Origin of the sequence: Microbacterium nanhaiense, assembly GCF_014646015.1 — a bacterium.
GTDB classification, from domain to species: domain Bacteria; phylum Actinomycetota; class Actinomycetes; order Actinomycetales; family Microbacteriaceae; genus Microbacterium; species Microbacterium nanhaiense.
The window spans coordinates 26,148-48,013 of the sequence record NZ_BMMQ01000009.1 but is presented as its reverse complement, the minus strand read 5'-3'; the positions used below and the strand labels follow the sequence as shown (position 1 = coordinate 48,013).

Annotated in this window: 15 protein-coding genes; 8 read left to right on the top strand and 7 right to left on the bottom strand. The window is 70.0% G+C overall.

The features are described 5' to 3' along the window. The first annotated feature begins 2 nt into the window (after window positions 1–2). A complete protein-coding gene (locus tag IEX05_RS12990; RefSeq protein ID WP_188702533.1) occupies window positions 3–1,844 on the top strand; it encodes an HSP90 family protein in 1,842 nt (613 codons plus the stop codon). Continuing rightward, window positions 1,841–4,639, top strand: a complete 2,799-nt coding sequence (locus IEX05_RS12985) for a hypothetical protein (protein ID WP_188702530.1) — start codon at window positions 1,841–1,843, stop codon at window positions 4,637–4,639. The genes IEX05_RS12990 and IEX05_RS12985 overlap by 4 nt, the downstream gene beginning before the upstream one ends. 10 nt (window positions 4,640–4,649) lie before the next feature. Here IEX05_RS12985 and IEX05_RS12980 read toward each other — a convergent pair whose 3' ends face one another. Beyond that, a complete protein-coding gene (locus IEX05_RS12980; protein ID WP_188702529.1) occupies window positions 4,650–6,089 on the bottom strand; it encodes an HNH endonuclease signature motif containing protein in 1,440 nt (479 codons plus the stop codon). 287 nt (window positions 6,090–6,376) lie between these two features. Between IEX05_RS12980 and IEX05_RS12975 the strand changes: the two genes are divergently transcribed. Next, the gene (locus IEX05_RS12975; protein ID WP_188702527.1) at window positions 6,377–7,051 is read left to right on the top strand and encodes a YceI family protein; all 675 of its coding nucleotides are present in this window, start codon (window positions 6,377–6,379) and stop codon (window positions 7,049–7,051) included. A gap of 3 nt (window positions 7,052–7,054) precedes the next feature. On the opposite strand, the gene cydC is transcribed toward IEX05_RS12975, so the two are convergent. Genes cydC through IEX05_RS12960 form a run of 3 tightly spaced genes read right to left on the bottom strand, consistent with a single transcriptional unit; the run spans window position 7,055 to window position 13,255 of the window. Further along, a complete protein-coding gene (cydC, locus tag IEX05_RS12970) occupies window positions 7,055–10,597 on the bottom strand; it encodes a thiol reductant ABC exporter subunit CydC (protein ID WP_188702525.1) in 3,543 nt (1,180 codons plus the stop codon). A gap of 24 nt (window positions 10,598–10,621) precedes the next feature. Then, complete coding sequence (gene cydB, locus IEX05_RS12965; protein WP_188702523.1) at window positions 10,622–11,662, bottom strand: cytochrome d ubiquinol oxidase subunit II; 1,041 nt, start codon at window positions 11,660–11,662, stop codon at window positions 10,622–10,624. 12 nt (window positions 11,663–11,674) lie between these two features. After that, the gene (locus tag IEX05_RS12960; RefSeq protein WP_188702521.1) at window positions 11,675–13,255 is read right to left on the bottom strand and encodes a cytochrome ubiquinol oxidase subunit I; all 1,581 of its coding nucleotides are present in this window, start codon (window positions 13,253–13,255) and stop codon (window positions 11,675–11,677) included. 146 nt (window positions 13,256–13,401) lie between these two features. Between IEX05_RS12960 and IEX05_RS12955 the strand changes: the two genes are divergently transcribed. The 3 genes from IEX05_RS12955 to IEX05_RS12945 all read left to right on the top strand — a co-directional run bounded on the left by IEX05_RS12955 (window position 13,402) and on the right by IEX05_RS12945 (window position 16,629). Next, window positions 13,402–13,755 carry a BlaI/MecI/CopY family transcriptional regulator gene (locus tag IEX05_RS12955; protein ID WP_188702519.1) on the top strand — a complete coding sequence of 118 codons (354 nt, stop codon included), beginning with the start codon at window positions 13,402–13,404 and terminating at the stop codon, window positions 13,753–13,755. Window positions 13,756–13,861: 106 nt separating this feature from the next. Continuing rightward, complete coding sequence (locus IEX05_RS12950) at window positions 13,862–14,617, top strand: M56 family metallopeptidase (RefSeq protein WP_188702518.1); 756 nt, start codon at window positions 13,862–13,864, stop codon at window positions 14,615–14,617. Between the two features lie 35 nt (window positions 14,618–14,652). Continuing rightward, a complete protein-coding gene (locus IEX05_RS12945) occupies window positions 14,653–16,629 on the top strand; it encodes an acyltransferase family protein (RefSeq protein ID WP_188702515.1) in 1,977 nt (658 codons plus the stop codon). Between the two features lie 114 nt (window positions 16,630–16,743). Here the strand turns inward: IEX05_RS12945 and IEX05_RS12940 are convergent, their stop codons facing one another. The 3 genes from IEX05_RS12940 to dgoD are packed head-to-tail and all read right to left on the bottom strand — an operon-like array spanning window position 16,744 to window position 19,450. Beyond that, window positions 16,744–17,685 carry a sugar kinase gene (locus IEX05_RS12940; RefSeq protein ID WP_188702514.1) on the bottom strand — a complete coding sequence of 314 codons (942 nt, stop codon included), beginning with the start codon at window positions 17,683–17,685 and terminating at the stop codon, window positions 16,744–16,746. Further along, window positions 17,682–18,311 carry a bifunctional 4-hydroxy-2-oxoglutarate aldolase/2-dehydro-3-deoxy-phosphogluconate aldolase gene (locus tag IEX05_RS12935; RefSeq protein WP_188702512.1) on the bottom strand — a complete coding sequence of 210 codons (630 nt, stop codon included), beginning with the start codon at window positions 18,309–18,311 and terminating at the stop codon, window positions 17,682–17,684. Before IEX05_RS12935 ends, IEX05_RS12940 begins: the two co-directional genes overlap by 4 nt. Beyond that, window positions 18,305–19,450: a galactonate dehydratase gene (dgoD, locus tag IEX05_RS12930; protein ID WP_188702510.1), complete on the bottom strand. Its 1,146-nt coding sequence runs from the start codon at window positions 19,448–19,450 to the stop codon at window positions 18,305–18,307. The genes IEX05_RS12935 and dgoD overlap by 7 nt, the downstream gene beginning before the upstream one ends. 112 nt (window positions 19,451–19,562) lie before the next feature. Between dgoD and IEX05_RS12925 the strand changes: the two genes are divergently transcribed. Next, window positions 19,563–20,309 carry a FadR/GntR family transcriptional regulator gene (locus IEX05_RS12925; protein ID WP_229661308.1) on the top strand — a complete coding sequence of 249 codons (747 nt, stop codon included), beginning with the start codon at window positions 19,563–19,565 and terminating at the stop codon, window positions 20,307–20,309. 139 nt (window positions 20,310–20,448) lie between these two features. After that, the gene (locus tag IEX05_RS12920) at window positions 20,449–21,801 is read left to right on the top strand and encodes an ABC transporter substrate-binding protein (protein WP_229661307.1); all 1,353 of its coding nucleotides are present in this window, start codon (window positions 20,449–20,451) and stop codon (window positions 21,799–21,801) included. The last annotated feature ends 65 nt before the right edge of the window (window positions 21,802–21,866 follow it).

Here is a 21,866-nt window from a genome sequence, read left to right as displayed (position 1 = left end):
GAGTGACCGATACGACCGCACGTCCTTTCCAGGTTGATCTTCGGGGAGTGGTCGATCTGCTCGGCCGCCACATCTACTCCAGCCCGCAGGTGTTCCTGCGGGAGCTGTTGCAGAACGGCCGCGACGCGATTCGCGCGCGGCACGACCTGGATCCGTCGGCTCCCGCGGGCACGCTCGACATCGTGCCCGCGGGGCCCGGCGAGTTCCGCTTCCGCGACGACGGTGTGGGCCTCACGGCGGAGGAGGCGGCCGAGCTGCTGTCGACCGTGGGGCGCAGCTCGAAGCGCGACGACATCCTCGGCGAGCGCCGCGAGGGCTACCTCGGCCAGTTCGGCATCGGCCTGCTGAGCTGCTTCATGGTGAGCGACCGGATCCACGTCACGAGCCGTTCGGCGAAGGGCGCGCCCGCGATCGAGTGGGTCGGCGACGCGTCGGGCGAGTTCCGGATCCGCGAGCTGAGCGACGAGGACACGCGCGCCCTGCCGATCGGCACGGAGATCGTGCTCTCGCCGCGCCCCGACGACGCGGCGATGCTCGCCCGCGAGCAGGTGACGAAGCTCGCGGAGCACTTCGGCCGCTACCTGCCCGTCGCGGTGCGGGTGCAGGAGGAGGGCGGATCCTGGCGGCGCGTGTCGCGCGAGCCCGAGTTCCTCGCGGAAGACCGCGAGCAGCTGCTCGCCTTCGGGGAGCAGGTGCTGGGCGCGCGGCCGCTCGACGCGATCCGGCTGAACATCGAGGGCACCCAGACGCGGGGCGTCGCCTACGTGCTGCCCTACGCGCCGCCTCCCGGGGCCCGCCAGGCGAACACCGTCTACCTCGGACGCATGCTCGTGAGCGAGCACGTCGATGACCTGCTGCCCGAGTGGGCGTTCTTCGTGCGCGCGGTGCTCGACACGACGGGGCTCGCGCCGACGGCGTCGCGCGAATCGTTCGTCGACTCCCCGGCGCTCGAGCACACGCGTGAGCAGATCGGGGCCGCCGTGCGCGCGTGGATCCTCGAGCAGGCCCGCGCGAAGCCGTGGGTGTTCCAGCGCTTCCTGGGCGTGCACCACCTCGCGCTCAAGGCGATGACGCTCGGCGACGACGAGTTCGCCCGCACCGTGCTGCCGTGGCTGCCCGTCGAGACCTCGGCGGGCGACATGACGATCGGCGAGCTCGCCGAGCGCTACGGCGGCGCGCGCTACACCGAGTCGGTCGACGAGTTCCGTCAGATCGCGGCCGTCGCCCGCGACGGACACCCCGTCGTCAACGGCGGCTACGTGCACCAGGCCGCGATCATGCGGCGCCTGCCCGAGGTGCTCGGGATCCCCGTGACGCGCGCGAGCGTCAACGAGATCCTCGACGACCTCGCCCCCGTGCCGCTCGACGACCGGGTGCTCGCCGTCGAACTCGAGGCCCGCGCCACGACGGCGCTCTCCGACGTCGGGTGCGCCGTGACCACGCGGCAGTTCGCACCGGAGGAGCTGCCGGCGCTCGTCGTCGTGGATCCGGAGGTGCAGCGCCGGATCGACCGCGAGCAGGCCAAGGGCGACATCGGCGGCGGCCTCTGGGGCGGCATCGTCGGCAGCGTCGGTGACCTGATCGACAAGCGCCGCGCCACGGATCCGGAGGCCGCGCAGGCCGCGCAGCTGTGCCTCAATTGGCGCAGCCCGCTCGTGAAGCGCCTCGCCCGCCTCGGCGACGAGCTCGTGCTGAGCCGCACCGTGCGGCTGCTGTACGTGCAGGCGCTGCTCGCCTCGCAGCGGCCGCTCCAGGCGAACGACCGACGCATTCTCACCCAGGCGCTCGGCGACATGGTGTCGCTCAGCGCCGGATTCACCGACCACGAAGGGGGCACGCTGTGAGCGAGCCGACGACCGCACGCGAGGCACTCGAGGCCCTCGACCACATCTTCATGGGGCCGGAGCGCCTCGCCGCCGCCCAGCTCGCGGTGCGCCTCGCGGACGAGGAGGGCGACGAGGACCTCGCCTACAAGGCGCGGATGCGCCTGACCTCGGCGGCGAGCTGGCTCGACGACACCGAGATCATGATCCCCTCCTACGGGTGGTGCGTCGCGAAGCACGATTCGGATCCCGCGCGCTTCCCCATCGACCCCTTCGGCGAGGAGGACGGCGCCGACCTGCTCTTCCAGGGCAAGTGGATGGCGAGCGACCTCGCGCAGAACTCGGGCTTCCCGCTCGCGCAGATCGAGAACGTCGTCGACGACCTCGAGCGCCGCTTCCGCGAGGCCGGCCTCAGCATGCACGGGCTGCTGCAGGTGCGCCGCGACCTCGCCCTCAGCTCGGGCGACGTCGAGCTCGCGCAGCGGATCACCGCAGAGCGCGACCTGCACCCGAAGGACGACCACTCGCACTGCGACGCGTGCGTGCGCTCGAGCGACGTCGACCTCGCCCTCGCCTCGGGCGACGCCGACCGCGCCATGGCGCTGTGGCAGGAGATCCACGCGGGCAACTACTCGTGCGGCGAGGAGCCGGAGCGCGTCGACGCGACCATGCTGCTCCCGCTGCTGCGCGCGGGCCGCGCGGACGAGGCGCTCGCGATGCACGCCGCCAGCTATCGCCTCGTGCGGCAGTACCACGCGGAGGGCACGATGTTCGCGCAGCACCTGCCGTTCCTCGCCGTCTCCGGGAACCTCACCCGCGGTCTCGACATGATCGAGCGCCACCTGCCGTCGATCGCGGCCGCGCCGTTCAACGAGCGCAGCACGATGCACACTCTCAGCCGGGTCGCGGTGCTGCTCGACGCGTTGGTCGACGCGGGGCGCGGCGACGTGCCCGTGCGCGGATCCGACGAGGCGGGCCTGCGCCGCCTTCTCGGCCATGAGGGCGTGCTCACGGCCGCCCAGTTCGCCGAGCGGGCGTGGTCGGCGGCGGCGGAGCTCGCCGGCAAGCTCGACGAGCGCGACCGCACGACCGGATCCGCCGCGGCCGTCGCCCGCCGTCGCGCGCTGCGCGGCGAGAGGATCCCCGCGCCCTTCGGCGGCGAGGGATACACGCCCGCCGCCGCGGCGTCCGAGGCGCTGCCGAGCGACGCCCGCGGCTGGGCCTCGCTCGCCCGCCGCCGGCAGATGTGGGGCGGTTCCGCCGCCGCCGTGGAGGAGGCTCGGGAGAAGGCCCTGGAGGATCCGCGCTTCGCGCCGGTCGTCTGGAGCGACCGGATCGACGAGGCCGTCGACCGGGGCGACGAGGCCGCCGTGAGCGAGCTGCTCGCCCGGCGGATCCAGGCCCTGCGCGCCGCCGACTGGGGCGAGCTCGCCGATGCGCAGGAGCGCCTCGGCCGCTTCGCGGCGCCGGGCGCGGAGGAGGGCGCCGCGGCGGCGATCTCGGCGGAGCTCGACCGCGGCGCCGACGACCCGGACGCGTGGGCGTGGATGCTCGCCCACTTCCTCTCGGTCGGGGCGCAGCCCGACGCCGAGGAGCCGGATGGCCGCCTCAACGCGATTGACGCGGCGCTGGAATCTTTGACGGACGAGGATCCCTTCCTGCTGTTCGTGCGCCTCGCGACGCTGCGGCTCGTGACGCTCCTCAACAGCCAGCGCGGCCCCGAGGCGGGCGAGTTCGCGCTCGCCGCGCTGCGGGATCCGCGCGCGGCGGGGCAGCCCGCCGGCGAGCTGCGCCGGCTCGGCGCGATCGGCCTCGCGCACGCGGACCGTCGGGACGAGGCGATCGAGATCCTCGACGGCCTGCTCACCGACGTCGCCCAGGCCGAGGGGCAGGCGAGCTACGCCGCGGAGGTCGCCCGCACGGCGGGTCTCATGCTCGCCGAGACCGGCCGTTTCGATGAGTCGGTGGCGCGCCTCGAGTTCGCCGCCCGGGCCTCCGAGCGCTCCGGCGAGCCCGATCCATCGATCACCTGGCAGCTCGGATCCGCGCAGCAGGCCGCCGGCTACACGCAGGCCGCGCTCGAGACCTTCGAGGACATCTACCGGGCCGAATCCGAGGCGGAGGCCGCGCCGAACGAGATCCTCCCGACGCTCATGAAGCTCGCCGAGGTGGCGCAGCAGGCGGAGGACCCGGGCCTCGCCTTCCGTTCGTACATGGAGGCCGCAGGCATGGCGCAGCAGCTCGGCGAGCCGCGCGCGATCATCAACGTGCAGACGGCGCTCGGAAACCTCGAGCGCGAGCACGGCGATCCCGACGCCGTCGACGCCTTCGAAGAGGCGCTGGAGGCGGCGCGCGGGCTTGATGACGACGATCCGTGGACCCTGGTGGAGGCCCTGCACAACCTGGGCGGCGCGCGCATGCAGTTCGGCGACGCGGGCGGCGAGGCAAACCTCGACGAGGCGATCGCCCTCGCCGTGGCCGCGGAGACGCCCGCGGCCGCCGTCGACATCGAGATCTCGCGCGGCATCGGCCTGCGCCACCTCGACGACCTGCCCCGTGCGGCAGCCGTCTTCGAGGGCGCCGCGGACCGGGCGGCGGAGTTCGGTGGCGGCCTCGCGGCGGTCGCGAACATGCACGCCGCGGTCGCGCTTGAGGAACTGGGGGAGCTGGGCCGAGCGGAGACGCGCTACCGCACCTCGCTCGCCAATGGCGAGCAGGGCACGGGCGTCTACGTCGGCGCCGTCATGCGCCTCGCCGCGATGCTCGACGGTCAGGGCCGCGAGACCGACGCGAACGAGCTGCGCGGGCTGCTGTAGGGGCCGCGCCCTATCCCGTGGTGGCGTGGTCGTGCGTGTGTGCGGCGACGGGTGGATCGAGGCTTTCGCTTCGCCGCCGCACCCTCTCGCGAAGCGACCTGCGACCCACGACCGGGCGATACAGGCCGCGCCGGTCGATCCATCGCGGCGCCTTGACGTGCGGCACGCCGTCGCGCATCGTGATCTCCCAGCCCGAGGAATCGATGTCGTGGTGATGGGCCCAGCAGAGCAGCACGCCATTATCGGTGTGGGTCGCGCCACCCCGGGAATGCTCCTTAACGTGGTGGATCTCGCACCAGGCGGCGGGGATGTGACACCCCGGGATGATGCATCCACCGTCGCGCGCGGCGATCGCGCGGCGCTGGTGGGAGGTGAACAGCCGCTGCGGGGAGCCGAGAGCGAGGACGCGCCCCTCCGTGCCGAAAACCACCTTCTGGACCGCTCCCGTGCAGGCGATGCGGTGGGCGACATGCGCCGGGACGGCGATATCGATGCCGTCGATGTCGGCGACACCGCCGTCGTGAGCCAGCTGCTCGGCATCGATCGTGACGACGAGCGTGGGTGCGGCACCGCCGATCGTGGGCGCCTCGGCCGAGGCGGCGGCGGCCTGGATCATCGACATCAGCGCGTCGTCCCGGATCTGCGCCTTCGTGCGCGGATCCGGGACCACGTCGGTGTCGGCCCAGGGCTCGCCCGGTGCCGATTGTTCGGGTGACGTACCGAATGACACCGTGGAACCGACGTACGCATCGAGAAGCCGCGTCATCGCGCCGGCAAGCTCCGGGGTGACCCGGCCGAAGATGTGTGCGAGGCCATCCGAGCGCACGCGGCCGACGGAGAAGGCGCGATACTTCGCGGCCTGCTCGGCGGACGGCTCGATGCCGTCACGGGTCAAGAACTCGACCCATGCGCCCTCGACCGCGAGGTAGTCGTCGAAGGTGCGCGGCAGCGCCTTGTCGGATCCCGCCATCGGTCCGACGCCGGCGAACCCGGCCGCCGCGGCATTCACGATCCCGCGCTCGGCCGTCGCGGCCTCGACCGGGTCGACGACGGCGGTTCTCGAGGCGCGCTCGAGGGCGTCGGTCAGGTGCTCGGCGACGTCGACCCCGATCGCGCCCTCGCGGAGAGCGGCCGCGACCACCGGATAATCGGGCGGGAGCTCCTCGCCCGTGAGCGATGCGCCGTGGCGAGTCCGGCGATCGAGACGGATGCGTGCGCGTAGCTCGCCGGGGGCGGCGTGAGTCGTATGCGCGAGCAGGCCCGAGGCCGACGTGCTGTCGTAGCGGCGAGCGAGAGACGACTCGCGGTCCCGCCCCGAACGCGCATCGACCTCGCCCGCGGCCCGTACCCTGGCGGCGTCGACGTGACGGCCCAGGCCCTCGAGGAGCCCCGTGACGGCAACGAGCTCTGCATCGGAGAGATGCCCGATCGAGTCGGCAAGACGCGCCACAAGGGGCAACGCGCTAGCGATCCGTTCACGCACCGGGAGGGTGCTGTGCGGAGCCTGCGACGTCGTTGCTATGCGCCCAGTTTAGCAATAATGTTCGATAGTGGCAAGGACAAATGCCGTATATATGTACGACTATGCAGTGTCCTGCGACGATCGTGCCCTCGAGCCGCGACGATGCACGCAAGCCATGGGAAATCGACGGGCGTTTCCGAGAAAGAGAACTGCTCGGGGATAGACGCCCGTCCTTACGCTGTTCCTACTCGTGGATATCGACCCTGGAGGACGACGTGGCACAACGAACGAAGATTCTGATCGGCGTTGCTGTCGCCGTCGTCGTGGTCGTGGCGGCGGCGGTGCTGTTCGGCCCCCGCCTGTACGCGCAGTGGGCCAACGACAAGGCCGAGCCGGCCCCCACGCTCTCGACCTCGGGCGAGATCCCCGACGACGTGGCCTCGTACACGGGCACGCTCACGGTCGCCGAGGGCTCGACGGCGGGCTACCAGCTCGACGAGGTGCTCCAGGGCGAGGACGTGACGGTGCGCGGCAGCACCGAGCAGGTCACGGGCACGCTCGAGATCGCCGAGGGAACGCTGGAATCCGCCGAGATCGAGGTGGACATGGCGAGCGTCGGGACCGACTCCGGCAACCGCGACGCGTACTTCCGCGACACCGCGCTCGAGACGGATCAGTTCCCGACGGCGACATTCGCGCTCACGGATCCGGTCGCGCTCGAGCCGGGCGCCTCGACCGTCACCCTCGCTGGCGAACTCACGGTGCACGGCGTGACGCAGCAGGTGAGCCTCGAGGCGCAGGTCGCGGTGGAGGAGGATCGCGCCGAGGTCGTGGGCAGCATCCCCATCACCTTCGCCGACTTCGGCGTCACCGCCCCTAACCTCGGCTTCGTGAAGGTCGAGGAGACCGGCACGATCGAGGTCGACCTCTTCCTCGCCGAGGGCGAGTAGCCGCTACCCGAGCGCGATCACCCGCGACCCCTCCGGCGCCTGGGCGTCGGGGCGGTGCGAGACGAGCACCACGATGCGGTCGGCGGTGGCGCGGCGGATGTCGGCCATCATCGCCTCCGCGGTGGGCCGGTCGAGGTGCGCGGCGGGCTCGTCGAGCAGGATCACCTCGGCGCTCGTCAGCAGCGCGCGGGCGACCGCGAGCCGCTGGCGCTCGCCGCCCGAGAGCGCGGATCCGCCGGCGCCGACGCGGGTGTCGAGGTCGAGCGAGAGCCCGACGCGCGCGAGCGCGGCCGTCATCTCCTCGTCGGTCGGCGCGTTCTCGCGCGAGCGCGCGATCGCGAGGTTTGCGCGGATCCGCGAGTCGAACACGTACGCGTCCTGCGGGCACCAGGCGACGGCGTCGCGCCAGCTGGCGGCGTCGGCGCGGGCGAGCGAGACCTCGGAGGCGTAGACCGTCCCCTCGACCGGCGCGAGCGCGCCCATCAGGACCGAGAGCAGGGTCGACTTGCCGGATCCGCTGGGGCCGGACACGACGAGCCATTCGCCGGGCGCGACCTCGCCGGAGACGTGGCGGAACACGGGAACGTCTTGGCCGGGGTAGGCGGCCGCGACGTCGTCGAGGGCGACGGAGGAGACGGGCCGAGGCACGGGCGTCCGGCCCGTCATCACGGCGGGAGGCTCGTCCGCGAGCGGGGCGATGCGGCGCGCGAGTTCGCGCAGAGCGGGAACGCGGTGGCAGGCGTTCGCCAGGCCCGAGAGCGGTTCGACGGCCGCGAGGGCCAGCAGGGCGACGACGCAGGCGAACTCCGCCGCGAGGCCGCCCGCGAGCACGGGCACGGCGGCCGCGAGCGCGGAGCAGCAGAGCAGGATGACGGCGTCGGCGAGCCCCGCCGACCAGGCGGATCCGCGTTCGGCCCGCGCGAGCCGCTCGCCCGCGCGGTCGAGCCGCGCGATCGCCGGCACGGCGCGGCCGTTCGCGCGCAGGTCGTCGGCCGCGAGCGCGAGCGCCGCGGTTCCGCGGGCGAGCGCCGAGCGCTCCTTCACGCGCGTCCGCATGGATCCGCGCGCGGCCCACACGGCGATCGCGCCGCTCAGGGCCGCCGCGACCACGAGCACGAGGGCGACGGGAAGGGCGAGGGCGGGGGCGACGAGCGCGGTCGTGACGACGATGCCGACGATCGCCAGAAGCCCCGCGACCACCCCGGGGATGACGCGCGGCAGCTGATCGCGCAGATCGTCGGCGAGCGTCACGAGGTAGTCGACGGGGGATCCGCCCTCGAGGAGGCGGCGGGATCCGGCGCCGCGCGCGGCGACGCCGCGCCAGAGCCGGAGCCGCAGGCGATCGACGGTCGCGAAGGACGCGGCGTGCGTCGCGAGGCGCTCGCCGTAGCGGCTCACCGCGCGGCCGATGCCGAAGAAGCGCACGCCGACGATCGCGACGAGCAGGTACATGATGAACTCTTCGACGCTGGCGCGCACGATCAGCCAGCCCGACACGGCTGTCAGGGCGAGGCCCATGCCGGTCGTGACGAACGCCAGCAGCGCGCCGAAGCCCCAGCGCAGCGCGTCGGGGCGCAGCAGGCTTCGGATCTCGCGGCGCGAGCGGGATCCGCGGCGCGCGACGGGGCGGTGCCCCGGGCCGCGCAGCTTCGGCAGCTCGATCGCCTGGGAGGCCGGGCCGCCCGCGATTCGGACGGGGCCCGTCGACACGGGCACCCCGACCGTGCCGGATGCCGCACGCGCGGCGCCGTCCGGATCCGCCGGCGCGCCGAGCTCGGCCGCACCGCCGGGGTGCACGGTGCCGCCCTCGGCGACGCGCACGATGCGGCCGGCGAGCGCGAGGGTCTCGGGCTCGTGGGTTGCGAGCACCACCGTGGCGCGCTTCGCGCGGCAGCGGATCGCGCCGCGCACCAGCTCGGCCGAGGCCCGGTCGAGGTGCGCCGTCGGTTCGTCGAGGATCAGCAGGGTCGCGCCGGCGTCGACGCGGGCGAGCGCCCGGGCGACGGCGAGTCGCCGCTGCTCGCCGGGGCTCAGCTCCGCCGTCGCGGCGTCGGCGCGGTGGTCGAGGCCCACCTCGGTCAGGAGCGATCCCGGATCCTCGGCTCCGTAGAGCGCGAGCTCGTCCCATGGCGTCGAGGTGAACGCCCGCGGCGTCTGCGGGGCGTATGCCGTGCGGTCGGTGTCGATGCCGACGACCCAGCCCGATGCGTGTGCGGAGGAGGGCAGAGCGCCCGCGAGCGCCTTGAGCAGGGTCGACTTCCCGGATCCGCTCGGCCCCGCCACCGCCGTGATGCCGCCGATGCTTGCGGAGAAGCGCTCGAGCGTAGGGCGGGCGCGGCCCTCGTGCCGCACCGTCAGCTCGTGCACCGCGATCGTCGTGGGTGCGGCGTCGGCGGCTCGCTCGAGGGGTTCGCCGAGCTGGGCGACGACCTCGGCGAGCGAGGGGAAGCCCGCCGGAAGCTTCGTGAGTGGCTCGGGGCGCGTGAGGGATCGTGCGGCGGAGCCGTCCTGCCGCGCCACGACGTTCAGCCGCGCACCGCGTACGTCGCCGCGCCGGGCGCCGGCGAGGATCCGCTTCACGCGCGCGAGCGCGCTCGCGCCGTTCTGGGACGAGTGGAAGGCGGATCCGAGCTCGCGCAGCGCCTGGAAGCACTCGGGCGCCAGGATGAGGGCGAGCAGCGCCGCCTCGAGCCCGACGGTGCCGTGCATGAGCCGCAGGCCGAGCACGACGGCGACGAGCGCGACCGAAATCGTGGAGATCAGCTCGAGCGCGAGCGCCGAGAGGAAGGCGGTGCGCAGCGTGCGCTGCGTCCGCGTGCGGTACTCGCCCTGGATCTCGGCGAGCGCGCGCGACTGCTCGTCGACGCGGCCGAGCCCGACGAGCACGGGCAGCCCGCGGGCGAGCTCCGTGAGGTGGTTGGCGAGGCGCGCGAGCGCGCCCGTTGCCTCGTCGGTCTTCTCCTGCGTGTGCTTGCCGATGAGGATCATGAACACCGGCACGAGGGGAATCGTCAGCACGATGATGAGGGCGCTCAGCCAGTCCGCGCCGAGGATCCGGGCACCCACCACGAGCGGCACGACGGCCGCCTGGATCATCGCCGGGAGGCTCTGCGAGAAGTAGTCGTCGAGGTCGTCCAGGCCGTCGGTCGCGAGGACGGCGATGGAGCCCTCGCGTTCGCTCCCCTGCGAGATGCGCGCGGGATCCACGGGGCGGTCCGCGTGCGGATCCTCGCCCTCGGCGCCCTCCGCGTCGCCGCTGGCGATGCGGTCCCAGAGCTGCCCGCGGAGGTCCTGTTTGACGGTGATTGCGACACGCGCCGCGACGACGCGCGTGCCCCAGGCGGCCACGGCCCGCAGGATCGCGCCCGCGGATCCGAGCATCATGACGCCGCGGACGTCGAGGTCGCCCGAGGCGAGGCCCGCGATGCCCGAGGCGACGGCGCCCGCGACGAGCACGAGGCCGAGCGCCTTGAGCGCGGCGAGCGCGCCGAGCCCCGCGAGGGCGGGCTTCGGAACCGGACCGAGATCCGGACGAGGAGACTCCATGGTGCGACTATGCCCGACGGGCGCTCATTTTGCGCGCAGGATGGCGGGAACCACGATGTGCGGTTCGGGGATCATCCCCGGCGTGAGCCGCGCGCGGAACACCCAGTACGACCACGCCTGGTAGGCGATCACGAGCGGCAGGCCGATCGCGGCGACGACCGTCATGACCGTCAGCGTGTACGGGCTGTTCGAGGCGTTGGTCACCGTCAGGCTGAACGCGTCGTCGAGGGTCGACGGCAGCACCTGCGGGAACATGCCGGCGAAGATCGAGCCCGCGCCGAAGACGATGAACCCGATGTAGCCCGCGAAGGCCATGCCCTCCTTGCGCCGGCGGGCGTAGAACCAGGCGTGCACGACGCTCGCAACGGCGAGCGCGACGAGCGCCCACGACAGCCACCATCCGCCGCCGTGCGCGAACTGCACCCACAGCGCCCACGCGGCCGCGGGGAGGAGCAGCACGGGGCCCCAGGTGCCGCTGAAGCGGCCCGCGCGCTCGCGGATCGCACCGTCGGTCTTGAGGGCCAGGAAGGCGGATCCGTGCGCGATCGAGAAGCACACGACCGCGACGCCGCCGAGGATCGCGGGGAAGGTCAGCCACGCGAACGGTCCGCCCACGCGGTCGCCGTTGGCGTCGATCGGCAGGCCCGTCGAGGTGATCGCGAGCGCCGCGCCGATGCAGAACGCGCTGACGGCCGAGCCGAGGCCCAGGCACCACGTCCAGAAGCGGGTCCAGCGGGCATCGTGCACCTTGCCGCGGAACTCGATCGCGACGGCGCGGGCGATCAGCGCGATGAGGGTGATCGTCAGCGGCACGTAGAGCGCCGAGAACAGCGACGCGTACCAGTCGGGGAAGGCGGCGAAGATCGCGGCGCCCGCCGTGATCAGCCACACCTCGTTGCCGTCCCACACGGGGCCGATCGTGTTGAGCATCGTGCGACGCTCCTTCTCGCTCTTCGTCCCGAAGAGCACGCGCATGCCGACGCCGAAGTCGAAGCCCTCGAGCGCGAGGAAACCGGTCCACAGCACGCCGATCGCGACGAACCAGATGACGGGGAGGATGTCCATGTCGTCTTCTCCTTAGTACGCGAAGGCGAGAACGTCGTCGCGGTCGGTGTCGTCGTGGGCGTCGTCGTGCTGCGCGAGCTCGGGCATCGCGCTCGCTGCGCCGCCGCGCACGTACTTCACGAGCAGGAACAGTTCGAACACGAGGATCACGGCGTACACGAGCGTTAGCGCGATCACCGAGAACAGCAGCTCTCCGGCGGTGACGCCGGGCGAAACCGCCGCGGCCGTGTACATGAACACCTGGTCGATCCCGGACGGGTCGGGGTTCGGGGCGACGACGAACGGCTGCCGTCCCATCTCCGTGAAGATCCAGCCCGCGATGTTCGCCGCGAACGGCGCGGTGATGCCGAGGATCGCGAGCCGCATGATCCACGGCGACCGCGGCACGGTGCCCTTGCGGGTCAGCCACAGCGCGATCACCGCGGCGCCCGCGACGATGCCGCCGAGGCCGATCATGAGGCGGAAGCCCCAGTAGGTCACCCACATCGTGGGCACGTAGTCGATCGTCTGGCCCGCGCGCTCGCCGTAGAGCGGGTTGTCGGGCAGCGTGGCGCCGTACTGCTCGACGTACTGCGGCTCGAGGTCGGTGATGCCGGGCATGTCCGCACCCCACTCGCCCGTGCCGAGGAAGCCGAGCACGCCGGGGATCTCGATGATCGGGGTGACGTCGTCGCAGTCGCCGCCGGGGTCGCCGATCGAGAGCACGGAGAAGGATCCGCCGGTGTGGCACGCGGCCTCCGCCGCGGCCATCTTCATCGGCTGCTGTTCGTACATGAGCTTGCCCTGCACGTCGCCCGTGACGACCGTTCCGGCGAAGCCGAGGATCGCGACGATGGCGCCGAAGCGCAGCGACCAGATCCACAGGCCGTGGTCGGTCTTGTCGCGGCCCTTCTTGTCGAGACCCTGCGCGGTGCCGTCGCCGACGATGACGCGGCCGTCGGCGCCGACCGTGTCGACGCCGTCGTGGCGGCGGCGCCACAGGTGGTACCAGCTGATGCCGAGCAGGAACATGCCCGAGACGACGAGCGCGCCGCAGATCGCGTGCGTGTAGGCCGCGATCGCCGTGTTGTTCGTCAGCACCGCCCAGACATCGGTCATCACGGGGCGGCCGTCGTCGCCCATCTCGACGCCGACGGGGTGCTGCATCCACGAGTTCGCGACGATGATGAAGTACGCGCTGATCCACGATCCGATCACGGCGCACCACAGCGCGGCGAGGTGCAGGCCCTTGCGGATCCGGCCCCAGCCGAAGATCCACACGCCGAGGAACGTCGACTCGACGAAGAACGCGAGCAGGCCCTCCATCGCGAGCGGCGCGCCGAACACGTCGCCGACGAAGCGGGAGTACTCGCTCCAGGCCATGCCGAACTGGAACTCCTGCACGAGACCCGTGGCGACGCCGACGATGAAGTTGATCAGGTAGAGCTTGCCCCAGAACTTGGTGGCGCGCAGGAACCGGTCCTGGCCCGTCTTCACCCACATGCTGTGCATGATCGCGACGGTCATGCCGAGGCCCAGGGTGAGCGGAACCATGAGGAAGTGGTAGACGGTCGTGATGCCGAACTGCCACCGTGCGATGTCGAGGGGATCCACTCGATGCTCCTTTTCTACCTCGTGTAGAAGTTGTCGAGATCAGGATACGACAGTTTCTACAGGATGTAGAAGTATTTCGACGATGTGTAGATTCTTCTTCGACACGCGGTAGAATGGACGTTCATTCATCACACGAGGGGGAGCGCTTGGGCAAGCTCGGAGACCTGGAACGCAGCGTCATGGACGTGCTGTGGGACGCCGATGAGGCGCTCACCGCGTACGACATCAAGGACGCCATCGAGGCCGATCGCGGCCGCGACATGGCGGCCACGACGGTGCTGACCGTGCTCTCCCGGCTCGAGAAGAAGGGCCTCGTCGCGCCCGACAAGTCGGTGCGCCCGCACCGCTACCGTGCGATCGCGTCGCGCGCCGAGCACCAGGCCGAGCTCATGCACGAGGTCCTCGTCGGATCCGGCGACCGCACGGCCGTGCTCGCCCGCTTCGTCGGCGGCGTCTCGCCCGAGGAAGCCGCCTACCTGCGAGAGCTGCTCACGAAGTAGACCGGGCCGGATCCGCGGAGATGGGCCCCTCTCGCGGACCCGAGCCGCGAATGGATCCGTATTTCGGGGCCATCTCCGCCGCCACGCGCCGCGTAACCTTGACATCATGACCGTTCCGGCCCTGAGTTCCGCCGTCGCGTTGGCGCTCGTGGCCGTGTTCCTCGCCTGGCCCGCGCCGATCGTGCTCTCGCGCGCGGCGTGGCCCGCCCGCGCGCCCGCCCGCGCGCTCATCCTCTGGCAGGTCATCGCCCTCGCGGGTGGGCTGTCGATGATCGGCGCCCTCTGGCTGCTTGCCGACGCCTTCATTCCCGAGCACCCGCTGATCGCCGGGATCCCCGCGGCGCTGCTCGCGCTCTACCTCATCGCCCACCTCGTCGTCACGGTCGTGCGCTTCGAGCGCCAGCGGCGCCGACACCTGCAGCTCCTGCTGCTGTTGAGCTCGCCCGACCCGACGCGCAAGGCGACCCTCGTGCTCGACGACAACGCGCCCGTCGCCTATTGCCTCCCGCGCGGGATCGGCTCCGTCACGGTCCTCTCGAAGGGCCTCTTCGACTCGCTCGGCCCCGACGAGCTCGATGCGGTCATCGCCCACGAGCGCGCACACGTCGAGCAGCGCCACGAGGTGCTCCTCGTGTCGTTCAAGGCGTGGCGCTCGGCGCTGCCGTGGTTCCCCATGGCGGCGCGCGCGGAGGGCGAGGTCGAGGCGCTCGTCGAGATGCTCGCCGACGACCACGCGCGGCGCACGCAGCCCGACGAGGTGCTCGCCCGGGCGATCCTGCAGATCGGCCGCGTCGAGGGCGAGGGATCCTCGAGCCGGCGAAACCGCCAGGTCGACAGGTTCCGCAGGCTGTCGGCGGGTTAACGCGCCGTTTCCCGGCGGCAGCTACCCTGCCGCGCATGCGCACCGAGTTCCGCCACGACATCCAGGGGCTGCGCGCCGTCGCGGTCGCCGGGGTCGTGCTCGCGCACGCCGGCGTGGGGGCGCTCGAGGGCGGCTACGCGGGTGTCGACGTCTTCTTCGTGATCTCCGGCTTCCTGATCACGCTCCAGCTGCTCGCCGCGCGCGAGCGCGACGGGCGGATCCGCTTCGCCGCGTTCTACGGCCGCCGCGCGCGGCGGCTCCTGCCCGCCGCGCTCGTCGTGATCGTGCTCACGGCGATCGCGAGCTGGTGGTGCCTCGCGCCCACCTCGCTGCCGCAGTCGCTGACGGACGCGGCCGCGGCGGCCCTGTACGTGCCGAACCTGGTGCTCGCGGCGCGGGGCACCGACTATCTCGCCGATGCCACGCCCTCGCTCTACCAGCACTACTGGTCGCTCGGCGTGGAGGAGCAGTTCTATCTCGTCTGGCCCGTGCTGATCGCGCTCGTCGCCGCCGTCTTCGCGCGGCGGCGGGCGGCCCTCGCGGTGCTCTTCGCCGTCGTGGCCGCGGCGTCGTTTGCCTGGTGCCTGTTCGAGACGGGCCGCAACCAGCCCTGGGCTTTCTTCCCGGTCTGGTCGCGAGCGTGGCAGTTCGCCGTCGGGGCCCTGTGCGCTCTGGCCCTGCCCCTGCTCGGGCGTGTACCGGCGGGGATCCGCGCGGCGGCGAGCTGGGTGGGCCTCGCCGGCATCCTCATCGCGTACCTCGCATACGACGACGCGACGGTGTACCCGGGGTCGGCCGCCGTGCTGCCCACATTGGCCGCTGCGCTCCTCGTCGCATCGGGCGATCCGAGCGGCGGGGCCGGGCTCGTGCTGCGCCTGCGACCTGCGCAGTGGCTCGGATTGGTTTCATACAGCCTGTACCTCGTGCACTGGCCGCTCCTGCAGCTCGCGCAGGCGCGGGTGGGGCACGACGAGTCGCTGCCGCTGTGGTCGACCCTGGCCCTTGCAGGGCTTGCCGTGCCCGTCGCCTGGGCACTGCACCGATTCGTCGAGGGGCCCCTGCGGCGCACACCCCGTCGCGCGGCGCCGGCGGGTCGCGGTGTCGTCGCGCTGCTGACGGCCGGGGTTGTCGTCGCGGGGATGGGCCTCGCGGGATCCGCCGTCGTCGCGGGGATCCCGATCGCTTCGGCGCGCGCGGCGACCGATGGCGCGCTCACCTCGCCGCCCTCATCGACCGGCTATGTGCCGGCGGGCATGCACCCGAGCCTCCGTGCGGCGCCCGACGACAACCCCTCGATGTATGCGGAAGGGTGCCAATTGGGCTTCCTCGTGTCAGAGCCCAGGCCCTGTTCATATGGAGACATCGGCGGACCGCGTGTCGTGCTCTTCGGCGACTCCCATGCCGCGCAGTGGCAGCCCGCCCTCGCCGAGATCGCCGCGCGGGAGGGCTTCGAGCTCGTGGCGCAGACCAAGAGCTCGTGTCGTTCGACTCTCGAGGCTCAGCCCGGAGACGCCGAGCGAGACCGGGCGTGCACGCGGTGGCGCGAGGCCGTGCTGGATCAGCTCGCCGCCGAGCCGCCCGAGCTCGTCATCCTCGCGAACTTCGCGGGGGCACACACCGCTCCCGGATCCGACCCGGGGGAGCAGTGGCGCAGCGGCCTCGCCCGGACCGTGCAGGCGATACCCGACTCTTCGCGCGTCGTCGTTCTCGCCGACAGTCCGGACCTCGGGGAGAGCCCCATCCCGTGTCTCGTGAGGCACGTCGATGATGCCGACGCATGCGCCGTCAGCGCCGAGCGCGCGATGGAATCGGTGGGTCGCGCCGCCGTCGAATCGGCCGTGGCCACTACGCGTGCGGGCTACGTCGACATCACCGGATATCTTTGCGCGGACCGGTGCCCGCCGGTGATCGGCAACACCCTCGTGTATCGCGATGCCAATCACCTCACCGCCACCTTCGTGACGCAGCTCGCGGATCCGCTGCGCGACGCGCTGGCGCCGTATCTGCCATAGCATGTCCGTTGCGCGATCGACGGACCGCGGTCCCACAGGGGTGTTGGCACCGGCATGTCTCGATTGCGGCTGATTGCTCGCCGTGCCGAGCGTAGCGCGCGGGTCGGTTGAATGTCAGCGACTCGCCTCCTCGCGGGGGGATCTCAGCGTTGTGAGCTGCGCTCGTGTCGGAGCCTGCTCCCAGTCGCCGATGCCCGAGACGGCGAGCGCTCCGCACATCGCCCCTCGTGTGAGTCGTTCGTGAATCGGCGCGCCGTCGAGAAATCCCGAGAGGTAGCCAGCGGTGAACGCGTCGCCGGCGCCGATGCTGTTCACCTCCGTCACTGCGAAAGCGGGGCAGGAAACGGTGCCATTGAGACTCATGTGGTCGGCACCACGGCTCCCGCGCTTGATGATGACCTCGGACGGAACACCCGCCAGCAGCGCGGCAACGCGACTCTTCTCATCGATGCCGTCGGCGACGAGTTCTAGTTCGTCTTCCGAAGCAATGACGATGTCAGCCTGGTGCGCGAGTGGCGCGAGTGCTTCCGCGGCGGAATCACGACCCCAGAGCTTTGCGCGATAGTTCACATCGAACGACACGAGTGCGCCATAGGTCCGTGCAGTATCGATCGCAGCCTGAATCGCTGCATGCGCCTCCGAGGACAGCGCGGGAGTAACGCCCGTGAGGTGCCAGATTCTAGCGCTGCGAGGCGCCGCGACGATGTCGGACGTCGAGACATGCGAACCGGCCGAACCCCGGCGGTGATAAGTCACGACGGGCGGCAACATTGCGGGCATATCGACCAGCATGATACCGGTTGGTCGGGACGGATCGCGACGCACGTTCCGTACGTCGACGCCCTCGGCGCGGAGCGTGCGTACCGCCAGCTCGCCAGCGGGATCCACACCGAGCGCACCGACCCATGCGCTCGCGTGCCCTAGGCGGGAGAGGCCGATGGCAACGTTCGTCTCGGCACCCGCGAGCGACGCTGACATGGGAGCTGACAAGCTCAGCTGGCCCTGCGAACGGAACGCAATCATCGCCTCGCCGATGGTGACGACATCGGTGCTCATGATAGATCCCGAAGCGACATGAAAGCGTTGGCTCGATCGGACAGCGCTTGTTCATCGATCGTGTCGGTGGCGCGTCCCGTCAGTGGTGAACCTACACCGACGGCGGGCGCGCCACGACGCAGGTAGTCACGAGCCGACTCGACGGTGACCCCACCGACGGGAATGAGCGGAATATCCGGAAACGGTGCTCGAAGCGCACTGAGGTATGCTGGGCCGCCAAACTCCGCGGGAAAGAGCTTCACAGCCGTCGCACCGGCACTCCACGCCGCAAGAATCTCAGTTGGGGTCAGGGCGCCTGCGAGCACGGGAAGCCCGCGCGCAACCGATTCCGCGAGAGATTCGGTTACCGCCGGCGTAACCAGGAAACTCGCGCCGGCCGCTTGCGCGTTTGCGACGTCCTGTCTGGTGAGCACCGTGCCCGCACCGATCTGAGCGGTGCCGAGAGCAGCTAGCTCCGCGATCCCGTCGAGCGCGTCGGGGCTCGTGAGCGAGATCTCAAGCGCGCCGAAGCCCGCTTCGATCAGCGCGCGTCCGATGCGCACCGCTACGGTGCGCTCGTTGCTGCGGATGATCGGGATGACGCGTTCCCGCGCAACGAGCGCGAACAATTCTGTCGAAGTCACCATTCTGCGAAGCTCCCGTCTGTGTGACGCCACACTGGGCCACGCCAGGCATGGCCCCGCTCGTCAGCCTTGCGGACGGCTGCTTCGTCGATGTCGATACCGAGACCGGGTGCTTGCAGACGCTCGATGAAGCCGTCGCGAATGTCAAACACCGTGGTGTCGGCGAGATAATCGAGCACCTCTCCGTCCTGGTTGTAGTGGATGCCGATGCTCTGCTCCTGGATGAAGTAGTTCGGCACGGCGAAGCCGATTTGCAGGCATGACGCGAGGGCGATCGGGCCCAGTGGACAGTGCGGCGCGAGTTGCGCGTCGAAGATCTCTGCGAGAGACGCGATGCGGTGGACCTCGGAGATCCCCGCCGCGTGAGAGAGGTCCGGCTGTGCGATGCTGATGCCCGCCTGCAGGACCGGAAGGAACTCGTTCCGCGAGTAGAGCCGCTCTCCCGTTGCGATCGGGATCGACGTGCCCTGCGTGAGCTGCCCGAGCAGGTGGCTGTTCTCGGGCGTTGTGGGCTCTTCAACGAACATTGGCCGCATAGGCTCAAGCTCGGGGATGATGCGTCGCGCGTTCGGCATGGTGATGCGCCCATGGAAGTCGACTCCGACATCCCCCGTATCACCGAGAACCTCGCGGGCGGCAACGACGCGGCCGATGATTCCGTCGATATCTCGATTGTTGGCGATGCGCGCGAAGCGGCCGGAGGCGTTCATCTTCACGGCGGTTAGTCCCTGCTCGAGACGCTCTGAGATCGCGTCGGCAATCTCATTCGGTTCATCGCCACCGACCCAGCCGTACATGCGGATCCGGTCCCGGACTGGCCCGCCCAGCAGGGTGTGCACTGGGAGGCCGGCGATCTTTCCTGCAATATCCCAGAGGGCCTGATCCAGGCCGGATACCGCGCTCGACAGTACGGGGCCGCCGCGATAGAACGAGCCCTTCATCATGACCTGCCAGTGGTCTTGGATGCGCAACGGGTCCTGCCCCAGGAGCACTTCGGCGAGTTGCTCGACAGCGGTTCGTACAGTCTCCGAGCGTCCCTCGAGTGATGCTTCACCCCAGCCGACAGCGCCCTCATCCGTCTCGATTCGCACAAAGAGCCACCGCGGTGGCACCAGGAACGTCTCGATGCGCGTGATCTTCATTGAGTCCTCGTCCTCGACGCGGAATCATCGCCGATGACCCGCAGGTAATTATTTCCAAGCGACGAGCATAACGTATGCTTTTTGAAACAAGGGTAATTGATATTGTGAACCTATGACCATGAATACCGGCGACGCCCCACGTTTGGCGGCGAGTCAGCACTCTCGGGCTCTCGACCGATTGGGGCAGATGATCTGTTCGGGCGAGATTGACGAGGGTGCGAGCCTGACGCTTGAGGAGATCGAGGCCGAATGTGAAGTCTCACGATCCGTGGCGCGGGAGACCGTACGGGTTCTCGAATCGATGTGCCTCGTAGAGTCGCGTCGTCGTGTGGGCGTCATCGTCCAGCCCGCTTCCGTATGGAATCTCTATGATCCGCAGGTCATTCGGTGGCGGCTGGCTTCGCCGGATCGTGCCGCCCAACTTGCTTCGATGGTTGAACTTCGCGCCGCGATCGAACCTGAGGCCGCGCGTTTGGCGGCAACGAGGGCTACGTCGGAGCAGGTAAGTGATCTCATTGCTCTATCTGGACGCCTGTGGGCGGCGGGCGAGCGCGGCGACGATGCGAAGTTCCTTGAACTCGACGTGGAGTTCCACGCGCATATTCTCGAGCTGTCCGGAAACCCCATGTTCTCGCGGATGGGCGGGCTGATTAGTCAGGTGCTCGTGAGCCGAAAAGAGCATGGCCTCGGGCCTGAGCATCCGGCAGGCGTTGCTCTGCAGAAGCATGTGGACCTCGCCGGTGCGATACAGCGTCGCGACCCCGACGGGGCGCATGACGTGATGCGATCGATCTTGGTGGGCGCCCTGGATGAGATCGACGTGATGGCGGCGGCGAAGGGCGAACCTCTTACGCGTTAATAAAGCGCGAATGCTTAAAAAGCATACGTTTCGGTCGTTGGTTGTGATAACGTCTCCTAGCGCCGACGTTGTCGTCGGTACCCGAACCCGCAACAGGGTGGATCGGGCCCGGTCCATGAGGAGGACAGAGATGACCGTAATGCGACGTGGCACGGTGCTGACGTTCGGAGCGCTGGCTGCAACTTCAGCGATGATGCTGGTGGGCTGTGGAGCCCCGTCGACGTCGGGGGCGACAGACACGACTGTCGAGCCCGTTAGCCAAGCCGATATCGACAAGGCGCTGGATACGCCGACGACGATCGAGTTCTGGTCGTGGGTACCTGACATTCAGAATCAGATCGACATGTTCGAGGATCTGCACCCGAATATCACAGTGAAGCTCTCGAACCAGGGCGGCGCGACGGCTCAATACCAGAAGCTCCGCGCCGCGACGAAGTCTGGGGATGTGCCCGATGTGGTGCAGATCGAGTATTCGTTCCTGCCGTCGTTCGTCCTCACGGATAGCGTGCTGGATCTCAGGCCTTACGGCGTGGCCGACCTGTCCGATCAGTTCGTTGACAGCGCGTGGACATCCGTCGCGATGAATGACGGTGTCTGGGGCTTGCCGCAGGACCTCGGTCCGACCGGGCAGCTTTATCGGACCGACATCTTCGAGAAGGCCGGCGTCGAGGTACCCGATACTTGGGATGAGTACGCTGAGGCCGCCCAGAAGATCAAGGACGAGACCGGAGCGTATATCTCGGATCTGCCTGGTAATAGCTTCTCCCCGATTCTCGCGCTCCTCTGGCAGAACGGTGCGCGACCGTTCCAGTTCGACGGCGACAAGACCGTGACTATCGACCTCGAGTCCGAGAAGGTCACGGACGTCATCGACTATTGGGACAACTTGATCCGGCGCGATCTTGTTGACACTGCTCCACAGCTCGACGATAACTGGTACCAGTCGGTCGCATCGGGCAAGTACGCTAGCTGGCTCGCCGCTGCATGGGGGCCGACCTTCCTCCAGGGAACCGCCGCGGACACGGCCGGTCTATGGCAGGCATCGCCGATGCCGCAGTGGGACGCTTCGGCACCGGCGTCCGGTAACCAGGGCGGATCCGCCGTAGCGGTCACCTCGGATTCTGATGCCAAGATCGTGGCCGCGGAATTCGTGAAGTTCCTCACAACGGATCAGAAGTCGACGGGCACCCTCGCGACGGAACAGTTCATCTTCCCCTCGCTCAAGGCCACGCTGGACTCGTCAGACGTTCGCGACCAGGAACTCGACTTTTACAACGGCCAGAAGGTCAACGGAGTTTTTGCGGACATCTCGGAGACCGTGGCTGCGGACTGGCAGTGGTTGCCGTACAACGACTTTGCCAGCTCGAGCTTCAAGGAGACGCTCGGGGCAGCAATCACCGAGAAGGGTGACCTTCGCGCCGCGCTCGAGGAATGGAAGACCGAGCTCGTTGAGTACGGCGAGTCGCAGGGCTTCACCGTCGTCACTGAGTGATGCAGCGGGGCGGGCCGTCGAAGCGCCCCGCTCCTGCTCCCCTCCTCTTATCTTCAGAAAGGCAC